16 protein-coding genes are annotated in these 20,583 nt (G+C 68.8%); 14 read left to right on the top strand and 2 right to left on the bottom strand.

The features are described 5' to 3' along the window. Positions 1-461: 461 nt before the first annotated feature. Positions 462-1,655: an alpha/beta hydrolase fold domain-containing protein gene (locus ACL9RL_RS14115; protein ID WP_422780900.1), complete on the top strand. Its 1,194-nt coding sequence runs from the start codon at positions 462-464 to the stop codon at positions 1,653-1,655. A gap of 165 nt (positions 1,656-1,820) precedes the next feature. Here ACL9RL_RS14115 and ACL9RL_RS14110 read toward each other — a convergent pair whose 3' ends face one another. Further along, positions 1,821-3,554: a helix-turn-helix domain-containing protein gene (locus tag ACL9RL_RS14110; RefSeq protein ID WP_422780899.1), complete on the bottom strand. Its 1,734-nt coding sequence runs from the start codon at positions 3,552-3,554 to the stop codon at positions 1,821-1,823. 123 nt (positions 3,555-3,677) lie between these two features. Here ACL9RL_RS14110 and gabT point away from each other — a divergent pair, with 123 nt between their 5' ends. The 8 genes from gabT (at position 3,678) to purQ (ending at position 13,765) form a co-directional block, all read left to right on the top strand. Further along, positions 3,678-5,060 (top strand): 4-aminobutyrate--2-oxoglutarate transaminase, encoded by a 1,383-nt coding sequence (gabT, locus tag ACL9RL_RS14105; protein WP_422780898.1) that lies wholly within the window; start codon positions 3,678-3,680, stop codon positions 5,058-5,060. A 223-nt stretch (positions 5,061-5,283) separates the two neighbouring features. Then, positions 5,284-6,750: an NAD-dependent succinate-semialdehyde dehydrogenase gene (locus tag ACL9RL_RS14100; RefSeq protein ID WP_422780897.1), complete on the top strand. Its 1,467-nt coding sequence runs from the start codon at positions 5,284-5,286 to the stop codon at positions 6,748-6,750. A gap of 275 nt (positions 6,751-7,025) precedes the next feature. After that, complete coding sequence (locus ACL9RL_RS14095; RefSeq protein WP_422780896.1) at positions 7,026-8,459, top strand: aminobutyraldehyde dehydrogenase; 1,434 nt, start codon at positions 7,026-7,028, stop codon at positions 8,457-8,459. Between the two features lie 68 nt (positions 8,460-8,527). After that, complete coding sequence (locus tag ACL9RL_RS14090; protein ID WP_422780945.1) at positions 8,528-9,970, top strand: flavin monoamine oxidase family protein; 1,443 nt, start codon at positions 8,528-8,530, stop codon at positions 9,968-9,970. 173 nt (positions 9,971-10,143) lie between these two features. Next, positions 10,144-11,040, top strand: coding sequence for a universal stress protein (locus tag ACL9RL_RS14085; RefSeq protein WP_422780895.1), 897 nt, complete (start codon positions 10,144-10,146; stop codon positions 11,038-11,040). Continuing rightward, positions 11,037-12,614, top strand: a complete 1,578-nt coding sequence (locus ACL9RL_RS14080) for an APC family permease (protein WP_422780894.1) — start codon at positions 11,037-11,039, stop codon at positions 12,612-12,614. The genes ACL9RL_RS14085 and ACL9RL_RS14080 overlap by 4 nt, the downstream gene beginning before the upstream one ends. Before the next feature lie 168 nt (positions 12,615-12,782). Next, positions 12,783-13,067 carry a phosphoribosylformylglycinamidine synthase subunit PurS gene (purS, locus tag ACL9RL_RS14075; RefSeq protein WP_422780893.1) on the top strand — a complete coding sequence of 95 codons (285 nt, stop codon included), beginning with the start codon at positions 12,783-12,785 and terminating at the stop codon, positions 13,065-13,067. After that, positions 13,064-13,765, top strand: coding sequence for a phosphoribosylformylglycinamidine synthase subunit PurQ (gene purQ / locus ACL9RL_RS14070; RefSeq protein ID WP_422780892.1), 702 nt, complete (start codon positions 13,064-13,066; stop codon positions 13,763-13,765). The genes purS and purQ overlap by 4 nt, the downstream gene beginning before the upstream one ends. 271 nt (positions 13,766-14,036) lie before the next feature. On the opposite strand, the gene ACL9RL_RS14065 is transcribed toward purQ, so the two are convergent. Further along, positions 14,037-14,399 carry a winged helix-turn-helix transcriptional regulator gene (locus ACL9RL_RS14065; RefSeq protein WP_422780891.1) on the bottom strand — a complete coding sequence of 121 codons (363 nt, stop codon included), beginning with the start codon at positions 14,397-14,399 and terminating at the stop codon, positions 14,037-14,039. A gap of 96 nt (positions 14,400-14,495) precedes the next feature. On the opposite strand from ACL9RL_RS14065, the gene ACL9RL_RS14060 reads away from it, so the two are divergent. From ACL9RL_RS14060 to ACL9RL_RS14040, 5 genes are all read left to right on the top strand, one after another. Continuing rightward, entirely contained in the window at positions 14,496-15,419 is a 924-nt protein-coding gene (locus ACL9RL_RS14060; protein WP_422780890.1) for an SDR family oxidoreductase, read from the top strand. 371 nt (positions 15,420-15,790) lie between these two features. Then, complete coding sequence (locus tag ACL9RL_RS14055) at positions 15,791-17,785, top strand: amidohydrolase (RefSeq protein ID WP_422780889.1); 1,995 nt, start codon at positions 15,791-15,793, stop codon at positions 17,783-17,785. Continuing rightward, positions 17,782-18,675 carry an ABC transporter substrate-binding protein gene (locus ACL9RL_RS14050; RefSeq protein WP_422780888.1) on the top strand — a complete coding sequence of 298 codons (894 nt, stop codon included), beginning with the start codon at positions 17,782-17,784 and terminating at the stop codon, positions 18,673-18,675. Before ACL9RL_RS14055 ends, ACL9RL_RS14050 begins: the two co-directional genes overlap by 4 nt. Positions 18,676-18,677: 2 nt before the next feature. Next, a complete protein-coding gene (locus ACL9RL_RS14045; protein WP_422780887.1) occupies positions 18,678-19,718 on the top strand; it encodes an amino acid ABC transporter permease in 1,041 nt (346 codons plus the stop codon). Next, complete coding sequence (locus tag ACL9RL_RS14040) at positions 19,715-20,488, top strand: amino acid ABC transporter ATP-binding protein (protein ID WP_422780886.1); 774 nt, start codon at positions 19,715-19,717, stop codon at positions 20,486-20,488. The genes ACL9RL_RS14045 and ACL9RL_RS14040 overlap by 4 nt, the downstream gene beginning before the upstream one ends. Positions 20,489-20,583: the final 95 nt, after the last annotated feature.

Genomic DNA, 20,583 nt, shown 5'->3' with positions numbered 1-20,583 from the left:
GGTTGTTCTGCGTACGATCACCGACGCTAGAAGTGCCACCCGAACGGGGCGGGGCGGCACGGTGAACGGCTGGTGAAGTGCCGACGACACCTGACCGCCGCGAATATCAGATGTCCGTCCTCCGCCCGGTCCCTGCGCCTGTCGCGCCGGTCCCTGAGCCTGTCGAAGGGCCCGGTCCCTGCGCCGCGCACCCCGGTCCCTGAGCCTGTCGCGCCGGTCCCTGAGCCTGTCGAAGGGCCCGTCCCTGCGCCGCACCCCGGTCCCTGAGCCTGTCGAAGGGCCCGCACGCCAGAAGGACAACCGCCCCAGACAAGGCCGATGCGCAACAATCCGTCCTTATCCCGTGCGGTTCTCCTCCTCCCGCGCAGCCGACATCGCCGCGGCAGGAGCGGCCGCGCCTAGACTGCTGGGATCGTCGACGGCTGTCGGCTGATCGCAGGAGCACCAGGAAGGCGGACGGCATGCCCCTCGACCCGATCTTCACGGAGCGTCTGCGCACACACCGCAAGTACCTGATCTCCACCGCTCTGGAGCAGGCGAAGGCGTTCCTGCTGCATCCGCGGGGCGGCGCGCAAGCAGCGCAGCGAGCAGCGGCGAAGCCCGCACCGGTCCGCGCCCCCAAACGGCCCCCTGAATCCAGACCGGTCCCTGAGCCTGTCGAAGGGCCCAGAGCACCGGTCCCTGAGCCCGTCGAAGGGCCCCGAGCACCGCACGCTGCTGTCCCCGCCAACACCCCCAAGGTTCCCCGCAAGAAGAAGACACGCGCCTCACATCGGAAAGCAGCGCTCAACTGGGACAAGAAGGAGCTGCAGACGATCGGGACGCCCGGTCCGCGCGTCCTGACCGTGGAGCACACGGTCCCGGTCGACCGGTTCCCGGACGTCCGCGTGCGCATCTACTACCCGGGCAGGACGGTGACGACCGATCGGCCGATCCCGGGCGTGCTGTCGTTCTTCGGCGGCGCGTTCCGCATCGGCGGGATCGACTACCCGACGACCGATGCGGCCTTCCGTCGCCGGGCGGCCGATGCGGACGTCGCGATCGTGGCCGTCGACTACGCGCTCGCGCCGGAGCATCGCTATCCGACGCAGGTCGAGCAGTCCTACGCCGCCCTGGAGTGGCTGTTCGCGAATGCTGAGTCACTCGGGATCGATCCAGGGCGCATCGCGGTGTCGGGGGTCTCGGCCGGGGCGAACATCGCCGCCGTCGTCACGATCATGAACCGCGAGCGCGCCGGTCTGCCGATCGCGCTGCAGGTGTTGGAGGTGCCGGTCGTCGATCTGACGGGGCGGCACATCGATCTGGCTCCGGTCCGCGCGATGCATGTGCCGCGCATCCTCGCGATCCGGGAGATGCGGTCGATCGCGAAGACCTACCTGCCCTCGCGGGCGCAGGCGAAGGAGGCCTACGCGTCACCGCTGTTCGCCGCGTCGCACATCGGTCTGCCGCCCGCTGTGATCCTGACGGCCGAGTTCGATCCGCTGCGTGGCGACGGCGCCGCGTACACGGCGGCGCTGCGGGCGGCCGGTGTTGATGCGAGCGCGACGCAGTACCTCGGCGTCACGCACGACGCCTCGATCTTCACCGGAGTCCTCCCTGCCGCCCGTCGGTGGCACACGGACGTCGTCTCAGCGCTCCGTTCCCTCCACGCCTGACCTCCCGCCCCGCCCTGCCCCACCCCGCCCACCCCTTCCACAATTCAGGAACTTTTCCGCGATTCAGGACGATTCGGACCCGAACAGCGCCGATTCGTCCTGAATTCTGTTTTTCTTCCTGAATTGTGGAGCAATTGTGGAGGGCGGTGCGGGCGGCGAGACGCGTCAGGGGAGGGAACGGATGGCCAGCCAGAGGTTCGTGCGGGCCTCGAAGGCGTCGAGACGATGTCCGGTCAGCTGCTCGACCCGCGTGATCCGGGCGCGCAGCGTGTGCCGATGGATGCCGAGCCGCTTCGCCGCTGGATCCCACTGGCCGTTGGTGGACAACCACACCGACACGCTCTCCAGGAGATTCGCACCCTCGGCACGGTCGACGTCGAGGACCGGCTGCAAGACCGCCTGAGCCACCGCCGCCAACTGCGGAGCATCGAACAGCCCGAGCACCCCGCCGACCGCCAGATCGCTGAATCGCGTCACCGACACCTCGTCGCCGGAGCGCTGATCGAGGGCCAGACGCGCCTGGTCGAGCCCTGCCGCGACCTCGGCGTGCAGCACCGGGTCCGACAGCCCGGCGTGCAACCGCTCGGCCGATCCGCCGTCGACCCCCGCAGCATCGTGCCCCTCGACGATCTCCCGCACGAGTCCATACGCGATGTCCGCCGGCAGGCACGCGATGACCTCACCTCCCAGGGCGGCCGCGAACACCGCTCCCGGCCGCCGCTCGCGCAGCCCCTCCAGGTCGGCGAGCAGCACGTCCCGCGCCCCGCCGGACACGGTCCAGACCGCGACGCGGACCGGTTCTGCCGGCAGCGGCGTCCCGAGCTGCCTCGTGACGTTCCGGACCAGTGAGACACGATCGGACCCCCCGATGCCGCCGGCCGGGCCGCTCGCACCGCCACCGCTGCCGGCCCCCGCGCTGCCAGTACCGCCTGCACCCGCAGCCCCACCTGCACCTGCACCTGCACCTGCCCCGGCCCCAGCCCCAGCCCCACCGAGCAGCGCGGCAAGCAGCCCTGACCGCAACGTCCCGGTCGCCCGCGACAGCGCACGCCCCTGTTCGAGCGAGAGCCCGGCGAGCGCGACAACCGACGTCACCACCGTCTGCGCGGCGCCGTCGAGTGCACCGACGCCGCCGATCGCGAGCACCCCGCGGAGGTCGCCTCGCCGACCGAGCGTCTGCAGGGACACCGTCTCCGCATCGGTCGTGATGGTCGCGCTCGACCGTTGTCCGCGCTGGAGCAGCCGCAGCGCCTCTGCGCCGGCTGCGTCGACGAGTGCCCCTGGCGCCCCGTCGACCCCGTGCACCCCGGCCAGCGCGCCCCGCGCATCGAACAACGCCACCCAGCGTCCCAGCTGCCTGGACAGCTCGGCGAGGATCGACGGCGTCGCATCGGGGCGGAGCGCCGCGAAGGAGATGGCCCGCTGAGCGTTGATCGCCCAGGTGTCCCTGGCGCGCTCGGCTTCCGCGATGAGGTCGGCCGCGTACCGGATGACGGCGATGAACGGGGTCCGATACGGCACCTCGAACAGCGGCATGCCCGCGTCGGCGCACGCGCGCACGAGCACCTCAGGGGTCCCGGCGGTGACGACCTCCGTGCCGAATCCGATGCCCGTGACCCCGGCGGTGACGAGCCGGGCGACGTACGCGTCGACATCGACCGGCCCAGAACCCGTCAGCCACGTGCCGGTGGTGAGCAGGACCTGTTGGTCGACGAGGAACGGCGTCGGATCGAGGAGGTCGGAGCCTGACACCCAGGTGACCGGGCCGTCGAGGGCGTCTGGTGCCCCCGCGTCGGCCCCCGCGTCGGTGTCGGCGTCGGCGTCGTGGACCCGGCCGGCGCCGATGAGCCGGAGCGAGAGCTCGCGGCGGTCGAGGAGTTGTCGGAGGGATGGTGGCACGTCGCGAGTCTACGTCGATCTGACAATCCGTCGAAAGATGCATCATAAATTCGACAAACTGGCACGGCGTCAGTCCGTCGCGACTCCCTAGCATGGCTGCACCACCCACGGAACGGAGCATCGATGACGATCACCGACACGTCCGCCAGCATCGCGGCAGACCGATCGACCACCCCGACCGGCGGACCGTCCCTCCCCCAGGAACGCCGCCTCGTCACCGCCATCCCCGGCCCGCTCTCCGTGGAACGTATGGCGCGCAAGCACGCGGCGGTCGCCTCCGGTGTCGGAACCACGATGCCCGTGTTCGCGGCGGCTGCCGGTGGCGGCGTCCTCGTCGACGTCGACGGCAACTCCCTCATCGACCTCGGCTCCGGCATCGCCGTGACGGGTGTCGGCAACAGCAACCCGCGCGTCGTCGAGGCGGTCACCCGGCAGCTCAACGAGTTCACGCACACGTGCTTCACGATCACGCCCTACGACTCCTACGTCGGCGTCGCCGAAGCCCTCAACCGGCTCGCCCCCGGCGACCACAACAAGCGCACGGCCCTCTTCAACTCCGGCGCGGAGGCCGTGGAGAACGCCGTGAAGATCGCCCGCAGCCACACGAAGAAGCAGGCCGTCGTCGCGTTCGACCACGCGTACCACGGCCGCACGAACCTCACGATGGCACTCACCGCGAAGTCGATGCCGTACAAGAGCGGGTTCGGACCGTTCGCCTCCGAGGTCTACCGCGCTCCCCTCTCCTACCCGTTCCGCGACGGCGGCCTGACCGGCCCTGAGGCTGCGAAGCGCGCGATCACGCAGATCGAGAAACAGATCGGCGCCGACAACCTCGCCGCGATCATCATCGAGCCGATCCAGGGCGAGGGCGGCTTCATCGTCCCGGCCGACGGCTTCCTCCCCACCCTCGTCGAATGGGCGCGCGCCAACGACGTCGTCTTCATCGCCGACGAGGTCCAGACCGGCTTCGCCCGCACCGGCGCGATGTTCGCCTCGGAACTGTTCGGCATCGTCCCCGATGTCATCATCACGGCGAAGGGCATCGCCGGCGGTCTGCCCCTCTCAGCGGTCACGGGCCGCGCCGAGATCATGGACGCCCCGCACACGGGCGGCCTCGGCGGCACCTACGGCGGCAACCCGCTCGCGTGCGTCGCAGCCCTCGCCGCGATCGAGACCTATGAAGAGGACGACCTCGCAGCGTCGGCCCGCGTCATCGAGGAGCGCATCCGCGCGAAGTTCGAAGCGGCGCAGCAGAGCGACCCGCGCATCGGCGACATCCGCGGACGCGGGGCGATGATGGCGGTGGAGTTCGTGGATCCGGCCACCGGCGAACCGGATGCGGCGCTCACGAACGCCGTCGCGAAGGCGTCGCACCAGGAGGGCGTCATCGTGCTCACCTGCGGCACCTACGGCAACGTCGTCCGGTTCCTGCCTCCACTGACGATCCCCGTCGACCTGCTCGACGAGGGCCTCGACGTCGTCCTCGCCGCCCTCGCGGCGAACTAGCGCAGGCGGGTCGAGCAGGTGCACTTCAACAAGCTCAGTGACCGGCCCACGGTCCCTGAGCCTGTCGAAGGGCCACCACACCACAACACTTCGACAAGCTCAGTGACCGGCCGACAGGCCCAGCGGTCGAGAACCGGTCTCTGAGCCTGTCGAAGGGCCACCCGCCACACAACCGCAATTACCGCAAACCCCGCTCAGAGACAGCGATCAGAAGGAGCATCACATGACCGATCCCCGCGAAGCAGCACTCCTCGCGAAGGTGCCGTCCGGCCTCTCCATCGGCGGCGAATGGCGCGATGCGGAGGGCGGGCGCACGCTCGACGTGATCGACCCGTCGACGGGCGAGGTCATCAAGACGATCGCGGATGCGAGCGTCGCCGACGGCAAGGCGGCACTCGATGCGGCCGTCGCCGTGGCCGACGAGTGGGCTGCGACCCCGCCCCGCACCCGCTCGAACATCCTCCGGAAGGCGTTCGACCTCCTTCAGGAGCGCCGCGACGACTTCGCGCTCCTGATGACGCTCGAGATGGGCAAGCCGCTCGCGGAGTCGAACGGCGAGGTCACCTACGGCGGCGAATTCCTCCGCTGGTTCTCCGAGGAGGCCGTGCGCATCTCCGGCCGCTACGGCACGAACCCGGAGGGCACGGGTCGGATGATCGTGTCCCAGCACCCGGTCGGCCCGTGCTTCCTCATCACGCCGTGGAACTTCCCGCTCGCGATGGCGACCCGCAAGATCGCCCCGGCCCTCGCCGCCGGGTGCACGGTCGTGGTCAAGCCGGCAGAGCTCACGCCGCTCACGACCCTGTACTTCGTGAAGCTACTCGAGGACGCCGGCCTGCCGAAGGGCGTCGTCAACGTCATCACGACGTCCGAATCCGGTGCGGTCTCCGCCCCGATCATCGCCGACCCGCGCCTGCGCAAGCTGAGCTTCACGGGGTCGACGCCCGTGGGCCAGAAGCTCATCGAGCAGTCGGCCCAGAACGTCCTCCGCACCTCGATGGAGCTCGGCGGCAACGCGCCGTTCGTCGTCTTCGAGGACGCCGACCTCGACAAGGCCGTGGACGGCGCGATCGCCGCGAAGTTCCGCAACATCGGTCAGGCGTGCACAGCGGCCAACCGGTTCATCGTCCACGAGAGTGTCGCGGACGAGTTCGCGAAGCGCGTCACCGAGCGGGTGCAGGGCTTCCGCATCGGCCGCGGCACCGAGGACGGCGTGACCATCGGGCCGCTCATCGACGACCGCGCGGTCACGAAGGCGAAGACCCTCGTGGACGATGCGGTCTCCCGCGGCGCCGAGGTGCTCACGGGCGGCAAGGCGATCGATGGCGCCGGCACGTTCTACGAGCCGACCGTCGTCACGGGCGTCGCGGCCGGGTCCGACATCCTCCGTGAGGAGATCTTCGGGCCGGTGCTCGCGATCGTCTCGTTCTCCGACGAGGATGAGGCGGTCCGGCTCGCGAACGACACGGAGTACGGCCTCGTCTCCTACGTCTTCACCGAGGATCTCGCACGCGGTCAGCGGATGATCGACCGGTTGCAGACCGGCATGATGGGCCTCAACATCGGCGTCATCTCGAACGCAGCGGCACCGTTCGGCGGGGTGAAGCAGTCCGGCATCGGCCGAGAGGGCGGGCTCGAGGGCATCCACGAGTACCTGTCCACGAAGTACACGATGACGCCCGCGCCCTAGTCACCGCTCGGTCCCTGAGCTTGTCGAAGGGCCCGCACCCCGGTCCCTGAGCCTGTCGAAGGGCCCACACCCCGGTCCCTGAGCCTGTCGAAGGGCGACAAGCTCAGCGACCGGACCGAACCACAACCGAATACGCAGCTGATCGGGTGCACCGCACTCGAAATCACCATGATGTGTTCCGCAACGCGGCGGATACCGGCATACTCGTCACAACCTTCCCTCGGGAGCCAACGACGAGGTGCCGGCCGCAGGCGGCACACGTGAAAGGAACGGCAATGTCAGGCTCGACCCTCCAGAACTTCATCAACGGATCGTTCGTCGATGCGCACGGCACCGGAACGCTCGAGGTCGTGAACCCGGCCACGGAAGCAGTCGTCGCGATCTCCCCGATCTCGGATTCCGACGACGTCGACGCCGCGTACGCAGCGGCGAAGGCCGCAGCGAAGACGTGGAACCGCTCAACCCCCGGCCAGCGTCAGGCCGCGCTCCTGAAGCTCGCTGACGCGTTCGAGGAGCACGCTGACGAGCTCGTCGAGGCGCAGCACCGCAACACCGGGCAGCCGTCGGCGACGATCAAGTCCGAGGAGGTCCTCGTCGGCGCGGAGCAGCTCCGCTTCTTCGCCGGCGCGGCCCGCGTCCTCGAAGGCAAATCGGCCGGCGAGTACATGGAGGGTTTCACGTCCTGGGTCCGTCGGGAGCCGATCGGCGTCGTCGGTCAGGTCACGCCGTGGAACTACCCGTTCCTCATGGCCGTGTGGAAGATCGCCCCGGCCCTCGCCGCCGGCAACACGATCGTCCTGAAGCCGAGCGACACGACCCCGGAGTCGACCCTCGTCCTCGCGAAGCTCACGCAGGGCATCCTGCCTGACGGCGTCTTCAACGTCGTCCTCGGCAACGCCTCCACCGGCACGTTCCTCACGGAGCACCCGACGCCGGGGCTCGTCGCCATCACCGGTTCCGTCCGCGCCGGTCAGGCCGTCGCCACCTCGGCGGCGAAGAACCTGCACCGTGCGCACCTGGAGCTCGGCGGCAAGGCGCCCGTCCTGGTGTTCCCCGGCGTCGACATCGCCGCCGCAGCGGAGGGCATCGCCCAGGCCGGCTACTTCAACGCCGGCCAGGACTGCACGGCCGCGACCCGGGTCATCGTGCACAGCAGCATCCACGACGAGTTCGTCGAAGCGCTCGTCGCGGCCGCAGAGGCGACCGTGACCGGCGACGCGGAGGACCCGGACGCGTTCTACGGCCCGCTCAACAACGTCAACCACTTCGGCCAGGTGCAGGGCGTCATCGATGCGCTGCCTGAGCACGTGACGATCGCGACCGGCGGCAAGCGGGTCGGCGAGCGCGGCTTCTACTTCGCACCCACGGTGCTCACGGGGGTCCGTCAGGATGACGCGTGTGTGCAGCAGGAGACGTTCGGGCCCGTCCTGACGGTGCAGTCGTTCGAAACCGAGGAGGAGGCGATCGAGTTGGCGAACGATGTCGAGTTCGCCCTCGCGTCGAGCGTGTGGACGAAGGATCACGGCCAGGCGCTCCGCGTCTCCCGCGACCTCGACTTCGGGTGTGTGTGGATCAACACGCACATCGTGCTCGTCGCGGAGATGCCGCACGGCGGGTTCAAGAAGTCCGGCTACGGCAAGGACCTGTCCTCCTACGGCTTCGAGGACTACACGCGCCTGAAGCACGTCATGTCGAGCCTCGACGCCTGACCCGCTCCCCCGGCGCCTGAGCCTGTCGAAGGGCACTTCGACAAGCTCAGTGACCGGACCACAACCTCATCCCGCTCCACCCGGTCCCTGAGCCTGTCGAAGGGTCGAAGGGCCCACGCAACACCACTTCAACGAAGGAAGCACACACCATGACCGCACTCGAACGCGACGTCGTCATCATCGGCGCCGGCGCCTCCGGCCTCACGGCCGCAACGAAGCTGCGAGCCGCCGGCCTGTCGGTCGCCGTCCTCGAAGCACGCGACCGCGTGGGCGGCCGCCTCTGGACCGACGACATCGACGGCGCGATGCTGGAGATCGGCGGCCAGTGGGTCTCCCCCGACCAGACCGCGCTCATCGAGACGCTCGCAGAGCTCGGCCTCGACACGTACTCGCGGTACCGCGAGGGCGACAGCGTGTACATCAACGCCGAGGGCGCGCTGACGCGGTTCACGGGCGACATCTTCCCCGTCGAGGCGTCGACGCAGCGTGAGATGGAGCGTCTCATCGACCTCCTCGACGTGCTCGTCGCCGAGGTGGGCGTCGAGGAGCCGTGGGCGCACCCGCGCGCGAAGGAGCTCGACTCGATCTCCTGGAGCGCGTGGCTCGCCGAGCAGACCGACGACGTCGAGGCCCGCGACAACATCGCCCTGTTCATCGCCGAGGCGATGCTGACGAAGCCTTCGCACTCCTTCTCCGCTCTGCAGGCGCTGCTGATGGCAGCATCTGCCGGCAGTTTCACGCACCTGGTCGATGCGGACTTCATCCTCGACAAGCGGGTCGTCGGCGGCCTCCAGCAGGTGCCGCTCAAGCTCGCCGAGGCGCTCGGCGACGACGTGCACCTGAACTCGCCCGTGCGCCGCCTCGAATGGTCCGACCAGGGCGTCTCGGCCGAGGCCGACGGCATCACGGTCAACGCGAAGTACGTCATCGTGGCCGTCCCGCCGAACCTGTACACGCGCATCGACTACCAGCCGCCGCTGCCCCGCCTCAGCCACCAGATGCACCAGCACATGTCGTTGGGCCTCGTCATCAAGGTGCACGCGGTCTACGAGACGCCGTTCTGGCGCGAGGCCGGCCTCTCCGGCACGGCGTTCAGCCCGTACGAGCTCGTCCACGAGGCGTACGACAACACGAACCACGAGGACCCGCGCGGCACCCTCGTCGGCTTCGTCTCGGACGAGAAGGCCGATGCCGTCTTCAAGCTCTCCGCCGAGGAGCGCCGCGAGCGCATCCTCACCTCGCTCTCGCACTACTACGGCGAGCAGGCCCTCAGCCCGTTCGTCTACTACGAGAGCGACTGGGGCAGCGAGGAGTGGACGCGCGGCGCGTATGCGGCGAGCTTCGACCTCGGCGGTCTGTCACGCTACGGCGCGATGCAGAAGACACCCGTCGGACCGATTTACTGGTCCACGAGCGACCTCGCCTCAGAGGGGTACCAGCACGTCGATGGCGCGATCCGCATCGGCGCGGCGACTGCGGCTGCGATCATCGAGCGTCACAGCGCTTCCTGATCGGCACCACACTTCGACAGGCTCAGTGACCGGGACTTCGGTCCCTGAGCCTGTCGAAGGGCACACCACGGTCCCTGAGCTCGTCGAAGGGCCACCCGCACACCGCCGTGCACCACGCTCCCCCGGTCCCTGAGCCCGTCGAAGGGTCGCACCCGATCGAAAGCGAACACCAGATGAGATACATCGTTGGATACACCGATACCCCGGCCGGGCGCGACGCGCTCGCCCTCGGGGTCCGCCTCGCCAGGGCTGCGAAGGCCCGCCTGGACGTGGTCCTCGTCCTCTCGAACGAGGAGCGCCCGACCCTCGTCCCGGCAGACCCCGGCTACGAGCGGTTCCTCCGGGAGACCGCGGACGGCTGGCTGCAGGAGGCTCTCGCCTCGGTGCCGAAGGACCTCAAGGCCAAGTCGCACCTCGTGTATGCGGAGTCCTTCGCAGAGGGCCTGCTCGAAGCGTCGAAGATCCTCGAGGGCTCGCTCATCGTGATCGGTGCTGCGCGAGGAGGCCTCCTCGGCCGCTTCTCCCTCGGCAGCGTCGCGAGCACCCTCCTGCACTCTGCCGTCGTCCCAGTCGCCCTCGCACCTGACGGCACCCGCGACATCGCGACCGATGCCACCGGCGGCCCATCGCTCACCCGCATCACCTGCGCGGTCGGCACGAGGGCCGGCGCCGACGAACTCCTGGACGCCGGGATCCTCGCCGCCAGGACCGCCGGCATCCCGCTCCGGCTTGTCTCACTCGTCGCCATCGACCAGCCGGAGGGCGCACAGCACCCGGATGCGCTCGCCAGGGCCGCTGCGCACGCGCAGGAGGTTCTCGAGTACGCGGGCGAGCACCTGCCGTCCGACCTCACCGTCACGACCGAGATCGCCACGGGCGGCCGGGTCGAGGACGCCGTCGTCAGCCTCGACTGGGATCCGGGTGAGATCGTCCTGGTCGGCTCCAGCCGTCTGGCCCAACCGAAACACCTCTTCCTCGGCTCAACGGCAGCGAAGATGCTGCGTGAGCTTCCCGTTCCCATGGTGGTCGTGCCGCGACACTCCGTGCTGAGCATCGGAGACGCATCATGACTCCTCCAGAAACCACCCCACCCCGCGACATCGCCCACCCCGAGACGACCGCGACGGGCGCCCTCTCCAAGAAGGGCCTCGGCGCCGGCACGGTCGGCCTCATCGGCGCGATCGTCATCGGCATCTCGTGCATCGCCCCGGCGTACACGCTCACGGGAGCCCTCGGGCCGACGGTCGCGCAGGTCGGCACGCACGTGCCGGCGATCTTCCTCGTCGGCTTCATCCCGATGCTCCTCGTCGCCTTCGGCTACCGGGAGCTCAACAGCCGGATGCCGGACAGCGGCACCTCGTTCACGTGGGCGACGCGGGCGTTCGGCCCGTGGATCGGCTGGATGGCCGGCTGGGGGCTCATCGCGGCGACGATCGTCGTGCTGTCGAACCTCGCGGGCATCGCCGTCGACTTCTTCTACCTGATGCTGTCGCAGATCTTCCAGAACCCCGGCATCGCGGATCTCACCCGCAATCCGTTCATCAACGTCATCACCTGTCTGGCGTTTATGTTGGGTGCGACGCTCATCTCCTACCGCGACATGCAGACGACGCAGAAGCTGCAGTACGTGCTCGTCGGCTTCCAGCTGCTCGTGATGGTGTTCTTCGGCATCGTCGCGTTCACCCATGTCGCCGCCGGCAACGCGTTCGACGCCACGGCGATCTCGCTCGACTGGTTCAACCCGTTCGCGGTCGGCTCGTTCAGCGCCTTCGCCGCCGGCCTCTCGCTCTCGATCTTCATCTTCTGGGGTTGGGACGTCACGCTCACGATGTCCGAGGAGACCAAGGGGTCGAGCTCCACTCCAGGCAAGGCCGCAACCGCGACCGTGCTCATCATCGTGGTCCTGTACCTGTTCCTCTCGGTCGCACTCATCAACTACGCGGGCGTCGGGAAGGGCGAGGTCGGTCTCGGCAACGAGGCGATCCAGGGCAACGTGTTCTTCTCGCTCGCCGGCCCCATCCTCGGTCCGCTCGCGATCCTCGTGTCGATCGCCGTGCTGTCGTCGTCCGCCGCGTCGCTGCAGTCGACGTTCGTGTCGCCGGCCCGCACGCTCCTCGCGATGGGTCACTACGGCGCCATCTCGCCGAAGTTCTCGAAGGTGCACCCGAAGTTCTTCACGCCCGGCTACGCCACGATCATCTCGAGCGTCGTCGCCTCCGTGTTCTACGCGGTGATGCGCTTCATCTCCGAGGACGTCCTGTGGGACACGATCACGACCCTCGGCATGATGATCTGCTTCTACTACGGCCTCACCGCGTTCGCGTGCGTGTGGTACTTCCGGAAGCAGTGGTTCTCGAGTGTGCGGAACTTCTTCTTCCAGTTCTTCGCCCCGCTCGTCGGCGGCCTGATCCTCGCGGTGCTGTTCTTCACGACCATCATCGAGAGCGCGGACCCGGCCTACGGCAGCGGATCGAACATCGGCGGGGTGGGCCTCGTGTTCATCCTGGGGATGACGATCATCGTGCTCGGCATCGTGATCATGCTCATCCAGGCGAAGCTGCGGCCGGACTTCTTCCGCAACCGCACGCTCGCGCGCGGTGTCGCCGGCGACTCCAACGAGGCCGATGCGGCGCTGCCGGAGTAGCGCGGGCCACGGCGTCGGCCGTCGTGCCGGCCACAGCCCGAACCGCTGATTCCACCCGATTTCCGGAACGATCGAGGGCCGAGTGTGCAACGCACTCGGCCCTCACCTCTTCCTGAATTCGGATAGGGTGAGAGCATCCCCCGTCGCGTCGCAACGAAAGAGATATCCGTGCCGACCATCGTCGTAGAAGTCATGCCGAAAGCCGAACTGCTCGACCCGCAGGGTAAGGCCGTCGCCGGAGCCCTCGCACGTCTCGGCCACGCCGAGTTCACCGATGTGCGCATCGGCAAGCGATTCGAACTCACCGTCGAAGGCCCCGTCACCGATGAGGTGCGCGCCACGGTCGAGCAGATCGCCGTCGACATCCTCTCCAACCAGGTGATCGAGGACGTCGTCGGCATCCACTACCCGTCAGAGGACGGCCAGGACGCAGCAGCGGGCGACGCAGCATGACGACCCGCATCGGCGTCGTCACGTTCCCGGGCAGCCTCGACGACCGCGACGCCCAGCGCGCGGTGAAGATGGCCGGCGCTGAGGCCGTCGCCCTGTGGCACGGCGACCACGACCTGCAGGGCGTCGACGCCATCATCCTCCCCGGCGGCTTCAGCTACGGCGACTACCTGCGCGCCGGCGCCATCGCCGCCATCGCGCCCATCATGACCGAGGTCAAGGACGCCGCCGCGAAGGGCATGCCCGTCCTCGGCATCTGCAACGGCTTCCAGATGCTCGTCGAGGCGCACCTGCTCCCCGGCGGTCTCATCCGGAACGCGCACCAGCAGTTCATCCGTCGCGACCAGGCACTCACGGTCGAGAACGCGGACACCGCGTGGACGCACCAGTTCACGCGCGGCCAGGAGATCGTCATCCCGTTGAAGAACGCCGACGGCGGCTACATCGCCGACGCAGAGACGCTCAAGCGCGTCGAGGGCGAGGGGCTCGTGGCGTTCCGCTACGCGGGGATCAACCCGAACGGTTCGCTCGACGACATCGCCGGCCTCACGAACGAGGGCGGCAACGTCGTCGGTCTGATGCCGCACCCCGAGCACGCGATCGAGCCCGGCTTCGGTCCGGACACCTCCGCAGCCATGCGTTCGGGCGTCGACGGTCTCGCCTTCTTCACGAGCGCGGTCCAGGCCCTCCAGGCCGTCTAGCCCCGGTCCCTGAGCCTGTCGAAGGGCCACCCGGTCCCTGAGCCTGTCGGAGGGCCCGGTCCCTGAGCCTGTCGGAGGGCCCGGTCCCTGAGCCTGTCGAAGGGCCGTCTAACCTCCGGTCCCTGAGCCTGTCGAAGGGCCCCGGCTCCCCGACTTCCACGAAACCTCCGCCCCCTCCGGTGCGGAGGTTTCGTCGTCCTCCCAGCCCGCGAGGGGTCGCAAATGGCTAGTTGACAGGTCCGTAACTAGCCGTTTGCGACCCCTCGCGGGCCTACGGGGCGAGGATGGCGTCGGCGTTGTCGTCGATCCAGGCCATCAGGGGGATGAGGTGAGCGTTCAGCGCAACGCCGCGCTCACTCAGGCGGTACTCGACGTGCGGCGGGATCGTCGGGTACGCGGTGCGGATGATGATGCCGTCGCGTTCGAGGGTGCGCAGCGTCTGCGCGAGCATCTTCTCGCTGATGCCCTCGACGACCCGTCGCAACTCACTCCATCTGAGGGTGCCTTCTGAGAGGGCGAGGAGAACGAGGACGCCCCATTTGCTCGTCACGTGATCGAGCACGGTGCGTGTCGGGCACGCTGCAGGAAGAATTCCGTCGGTGAAACCGGGCCGATCCGCAAGACTGATGGACATGTGAGTACCTTACCTGAAAGTGGGTACTCTCCCTCGGGAAGTATCAGCATCCGTCTGCGTTAGGTTGAAGCGAACCCACGGGAAAGGACCCACATCATGTCGCTCGACACCGCAGACGCACCAGCAGAATCCACCACGGCCACCGGACGCCTCGTCGTCACTGGCGCCTCCGGCCAGCTCGGCCGCGGCGTCGTCGACGCCCTCCTCGCACGAGGCGTCGACGCCGGACGCATCCTCGCGACCGGTCGCCGCACGGAAGCCCTCGCGGACCTCGCCGCGAAGGGCGTCGCGACCGCGCACGTCGACTTCGCAGACCCGTCGACGATCGATGCGGCGCTCAAGACCGGCGACACCCTGCTCCTCGTGTCCGGCTCCGAGGTCGGCAACCGCGTCCCCCAGCACCGCAACGTGATCGATGCCGCCGCCCGCGCGGGCGTCGCCCGCATCGTGTACACGAGCGCCCCCAAGGCGACGACCTCCACCCTCATCCTCGCCCCGGAGCACAAGGCGACCGAGGAACTGCTGGCGGCATCGGGCGTCCCCACGACGATCCTCCGCAACGGTTGGTACACGGAGAACTACGTCGGCGCGTACCAGCAGGCCGTCGAGGCCGGTTCGTTCATCGGCAGCGTCGGCGACGGCCTCGTCTCCAGCGCATCGCGTGCCGACTACGCGGAGGCGGCGGCCGTCGCCCTCATCACGGACGGCCTGGAGGGTCGGGTGTTCGAGCTGTCTGGCGATGTCGCGTGGTCGCACGATGACCTCGCCGCCGCGTTCTCGGAGGTCGCGGGCACGGAGATCACCTACCGCGACCTCAGCTCAGAGGAGCACACCGCCGCTCTCGAGGCTGCCGGCCTGGATGCTGGGACGGTCGGTTTCGTCGTCGGGCTCGATGCGAACACGCGCGAGGGTCTGCTCGGCGTGGTCAACGGCGAACTCGCCGAGCTCATCGGCCGTCCGACAACGCCGCTCGTCGACGGGTTGCGCGCGGCTGTCGGCGCGTCCGTGGCTGCCGCCTAGCGTCAAGCGCCACCGCACCACACCACACCATCCCACCGAGCGCATCGCGCTCACGCGAGCGCGGGTCCGACCGGACCCGCGCTCGCGGCGTAGGGGCGCGCGTGCGCGAGCGCATCGCGCCAAGGGATGAAAGCCGACCCGCGCCGGACATTTAGACCACAGGTGTTCGACAAAGGCGCCTGACGACCACCACTCGGGGGCCACCAGCACGGGAAACCGAATTCCGTTGCCAAATCGCGATGTGACGGCCGAATCCGCAGCAATATCTCAAGTTATGCTCTCGATACCGCCGCGACGCCAAGGACGACGCCGAGGCACCAACACAGCAGCACAGGCACCACCGGGAACTCCCAACTCGATGAGCAGGTGACATGACGAGCAGTGCGGACACGGTCTTCCTCGGAGGCACCATCTTCCATGGACCATGCTCCCCACCGCGCCGCGGCGCCGTCGCGGTCACCGCCGGTCGGATCTCCGCACTCGATCAGGCCGCCATCGACTCGATCGGCGACGACACACGAGTCATCGACATCGGCACGGGTCTCCTGCTGCCCGGATTCGTCGACGCGCACGTCCACCCGATCGAAGGCGGCCTCGAACGGATGCGCTGCGACCTCTCCGCCCAGCGGACGGCGGCGGAGTACCTCGACGCGATCACCGCCTACGCCGCGTCCCACCCAGATCTGCCCTGGATCATCGGCGGCGGATGGCAGCAGTCGGCCTTCCCTGGAGGCACCCCGCTCGCGAGCGATCTGGACCGCATCGTCCCCGACCGACCGGTGTTCCTGCAGAACCGCGACCACCACGGCGCCTGGGTCAACACCGCCGCCCTCCGCATCGCGGGCATCGACGGCAGCACCCCCGACCCTGCCGATGGCCGCATCGAACGCGCCAGGGACGGCAGCCCGAGCGGCACCCTGCACGAGGGCGCGCGTGGACTCGTCGCGCACCTCGTCCCCGCCGACACGTCCGCGGACACCGCGACGGCCCTCCGCACCGCCCAGGCATATCTGCACTCGGTCGGGGTCACCGGCTGGCAGGACGCCATCGTCGGCGAGGCGGACAACCACTCGGACACGACCGACGCCTACCTCGATGCCGTCGCAGACGGATCGCTCGTCGGGCACGTGGTCGGGGCGCTCTGGTGGGAACGCGACCGCGGCCTCGAACAGATCGACGAGCTGATCGACCGGCGGGATCGCATCGCGGGGCGGATGGAAGCGATCGACGCAGCAGGCGGCGGGGCGGGCACCGGCACCGCCGGCTCCTTCACCGCGAGCACCGTGAAGATCATGCAGGACGGCATCCCGGAGAACCGCACCGCGGCGATGATCGACCCGTACCTCATGGTCCCGGACAGCGCCGACCCGCAGCCCGCGAGCCCGGCCTCGCCCCCGGCCCCGCACCCCGTCGAATCCGGCATCTCCTTCCTCCCGCCGGCGCTCCTCGACGAAGCCGTCACCCGACTCGACGCCGCAGGCTTCCAGGTCCACATCCACGCGATCGGCGACCGCGCCGTCCGCGAGTCGCTCGACGCCTTCGACGTCGCCGTCGCAGCGAACGGACGCACGGACAACCGCCACCACATCGCACACGTCCAGATCGTGCACCCGGACGACGTCCCCCGGTTCGCGGCGCTCGGCGTCACGATGAACGCGCAGGCGCTCTGGGCCACCTGGGAACCGCAGATGGTCGAGCTCAACCTGCCGCTCCTCGGCGAGGAACGCGCATCGTGGCAGTATCCGTTCGGCGATGCGATCCGGGCCGGAGCGATGCTGTGCGCCGGCTCCGACTGGCCCGTCACGACCCCGGACCCGTGGGCGGCCATCCACGTCGCCGTCAACCGCACCCTCCCGACGGATGACCCGGACCACAACCCGCGCCCGCTCAATCCCGCGCAGTCGATCACACTCACCGAGGCGATCGCCGCCTACACGGCGGGCTCCAACCGGGTGAACCATCGCGATGACGCCGGCACGATCAGGGTCGGCGCGGTCGCGGACCTCGTGCTCACCGACCGGAACCCGTTCGACGGCCAGGCCGCCGACATCCACCGCACGAGGACCCTCGGGACTTGGGTGGGCGGGCGACGGGTGTTCACGGCCGAGTCGGGGTCGTCGGCCCTTCGACAAGCTCAGGGACCGGGCACGTCCGAGTCCGGGTTGGTGGCCCTTCGACAGGCTCAGGGACCGGGTTGGCCCAACCTTCGACACGCTCAAGGACCGGGCGTGCCCGCACCCGAGCCATCCATCCTTCGACAGGCTCAGACACCGGGCGTGCCGGTACCCGAGCCGCACCACCCGGTTGCTGAGCCTGTCGAAGCACTGTCCACCGTCCAACCGATCGAGCAAGGAACCACATCATGAGCACCAGACATCTGCTTCCAGCAGCCCTCATCGCCGCAACCGCGCTCCTCCTCACCGGGTGCGTCAACAACGAGGTCGCCACCCCGACGGACAGCGGGTCTGCGGCATCGGTCTCCGTCGACAAGGCGGCCGCCGCGCTCCTCCCGGATGAGATCACCAAGGCGGGCAAGCTCATCATCGGCACCGATGCGAGCTACGCGCCGAACGAGTTCAAGGACGCCGACGGCAACCCGATCGGGTGGGAGATCGAGTTGGCCGATGCGATGGCCGGCAAGCTCGGCCTCACGACCGACTACCAGATCGCGAAGTTCGACAACATCATCCCGAGCATCACCGGCGGCAAGTACGACGTTGGCCTGTCCTCCTTCTTCGACACGAAGGAACGGCAGCAGCAGGTCGACATGGTCGACTACTACACGGCCGGCATCCAGTGGGCGACGCAGAAGGGCAAGACCGTCGACCCCGACAACGCATGTGGGCTGAAGGTCGCCGTGCAGAACGGCACCACGGAGGCGCTCGAGGACGTCCCGGCCAAGTCCACGGCCTGCACAGACGCCGGCAAGCCCGCCATCCAGGCCCTCGGCTACGACACCCAGGACGAGGCCACGGCCGCCGTGACCCTCGGCCGCGCCGATGCGATGTCCGCGGACTCCCCCGTCGTCCAGTACGCCGTGCAGCAGAGCAAGGACGCGCTCGCGCTGTCCGGCGACGTCTACTCCACGTTCCTCTACAGCATGCCCATCAAGAAGGACCGCGGCGACCTCGCCAAGGCGCTCCAGACGGCGCTGCAGTCCCTGCAGGATGACGGCACGTACACGAAGATCCTCACGAAGTGGGGCGTCGAGTCCGGCGCGATCCCGAAGATCGACGTCAACGGCGCGACGAGCTGACCATGAGCGACCCGTTCCGAAGCGCCCCGGCGTCCGGTCGCGGCTCCGCGGGTGATCCCGTGGACGCACCGGCGTCGGGGGCGCAAGACGGCCCGCCGCCGCTCAAGGTGGTGCGGCTCCGCCATCCGTGGCGGAACATCATCGCGGTGGTCATCATCGTGGTCGTCGTGGCTGTCGTCTACGACGCCGCCCTCCGGCCGGCGTACGACTGGCCGGCGGTCGGGAAGTACGTCTTCGACCGCCGCATCACGATGGCCGCCCTCATCACGCTGCAGCTGACGGTGTACTCGATGATCGCCGCCATCGCGCTCGGTGTGCTGCTCGCCATCATGCGGCTCTCGCCGAACCCGGTGCTGAAGAGCATCGCGTGGGCGTTCGTCTGGCTGTTCCGCGGGACCCCCGTGTACGTGCAGCTCGTGTTCTGGGGCCTGCTGTCGACGATCTACCCGACCCTCAACATCGGGCTCCCGTTCCTGCCGCCGATCGCGCAACTCCCGACCGACGCCGCGCTCAACACCTTCTGGATCGCCGTCATCGGTCTGGCACTCAATGAGGCCGCCTACATGTCGGAGATCGTCCGCGCCGGTCTGCTGTCGGTCGACCGGGGACAGGAGGAGGCGTCGACCGCGCTCGGCATGAGCTGGGGGAAGACGATGCGGCGGGTCATCCTGCCGCAGTCGATGCGGATCATCATCCCGCCGACGGGCAACGAGGTGATCTCGATGCTCAAGACCACGTCGCTCGTGACCGCCGTCCCGTTCACCCTGGACCTGTACACGAGATCGAGGGACATCTCCTCGGAGACGTTCAACCCGATTCCGCTGCTCGTCGTCGCGTCCCTCTGGTACCTGCTCTTCACCTCGATCCTGATGGTGGGCCAGTACTTCCTGGAGAAGCGGTTCGCGCGCGGATTGACGCGGGTGGACATCGCGAACGGGGCGACCGGCATCGACGGCACGGTGCTCACGGGCTCCGTGCCGACCGAACCGCGGGCGCCGGGCGGAACGTCGCCTGGGGGCACGACCTCTGGAGGAACAGCATGATCGACCAGACGATGCCGATGGTGCGCGCGGAGCGGGTGGTGAAGCACTTCGGGTCGAACACCGTGCTCAAGGACATCACCCTGACGGTGCAACGCGGCGAGGTCATGTGCCTCATCGGGCCGTCCGGGTCGGGGAAGTCCACGTTCCTGCGGTGCATCAACCACCTGGAACGGGTCGATGGGGGCCGACTGCTCGTCGAGGGCGACCTCATCGGGTACCGCGAGCGCGGCGACAAACTGTACGAGCTGAAACCGAAGGAGGCTGCGCGGCAGCGGCGCGACATCGGGATGGTGTTCCAGCGATTCAACCTGTTCCCGCACATGACGGCGCTCGAGAACATCATGGAGGCGCCCATGCAAGTGAAGGGGCACCGGCGGCAGACGGCGGAGCAGCGCGGACGGGAACTCCTCGACCGTGTCGGGCTGTCGGACAAGGCGGCCGCGTATCCCGGGCATCTGTCCGGCGGGCAGCAGCAGCGGGTCGCGATCGCTCGGGCGCTCGCGATGGATCCGAAGCTCATGCTGTTCGACGAGCCGACGTCAGCGCTCGACCCCGAGCTCGTCGGGGACGTCCTCGACGTGATGAAGGGGCTCGCGCGCGACGGCATGACGATGATCGTGGTCACCCACGAGATGGGCTTCGCACGCGAGGTTGCCGATTCCCTGGTCTTTATGGATCAGGGCGTCGTCGTGGAGGCCGGCGATCCGCGCACGGTCCTCGCCAATCCGCAGCACGCCAGGACGCGCGCCTTCCTCTCGAAGGTCCTGTAGCCGGTCGGCGGTCGTCCGTCCCCCGGTCCTCCGCCCCGGTCGTCCGTCCCTCGGCCGTCTGTCCGTCCCTCGGCCCTCCGTCCCCGCTCCCAGCC

The sequence above is a fragment of the Plantibacter sp. Mn2098 genome (assembly GCF_049319745.1).
Lineage (GTDB): Bacteria > Actinomycetota > Actinomycetes > Actinomycetales > Microbacteriaceae > Plantibacter.
This window is presented reverse-complemented; position numbering and strand designations above follow the sequence as displayed.